The sequence below is a fragment of the Eubacterium sp. AF15-50 genome, assembly GCF_934835595.1.
In the GTDB taxonomy this organism is placed as follows: Bacteria; Bacillota; Clostridia; order Lachnospirales; family Lachnospiraceae; genus Eubacterium_G; species Eubacterium_G segne.
Genome location: NZ_CAKVZL010000153.1, coordinates 1 through 559 on the forward strand (window position 1 = coordinate 1; position 559 = coordinate 559).

Below are 559 nucleotides of genomic sequence, written 5' to 3' on the forward strand. Positions count from 1 at the left end.
GCCATATCTAATGCTTGGTTCATATAGTTGTATGGCTGAATAGTAAATCTGCTTTCTTTTAAACGTTTGATTGCTTCTTCCTGTGTTATCGCTTTCTGCTCTTTCATTCCTTATTTCTCCTATTCCATGTCATTTTTGCTTCTTCTAAATCTCGTCTTAACTTTTAATTTATTAATATCCTCTGTTACAATTTCATAAATAATACAATCTCGATAATTACCTTCTGCATCTTTAATTACATTCTAATCACTCTCCTTATATTCTCTCTTGAACTAATCTTGAACTATCTTGAACTAATTGTATCTATTAATCTCATTCTGTTCACTCTCCTTTTAATTCTGAAAAAATCCTGTTTCATAGTCAACTTTAATAGGCTTGTCTCCTATTATTTGTGTTTTTAATGTTCTATCTTCAAGCGAAAGAATAATCATACAATCGTTTAACTCAAATATTTGTACGTCTCCTTCACTGAATTTTACGTCTTCTCCATATTCCTTTTCGTATGCATCTAGCAATATATTTATTAAATCTTTATTCATCTTCCTGCTCCTCTCTGTAT

General features: G+C 30.2%; 1 protein-coding gene. It reads right to left on the minus strand.

Annotated features, from left to right (window positions below):
* Positions 1 to 332: 332 nt before the first annotated feature.
* Positions 333 to 559 (minus strand): hypothetical protein (locus Q5O73_RS10545; protein ID WP_302669669.1); only part of this gene is annotated, 227 nt, incomplete at its 5' end.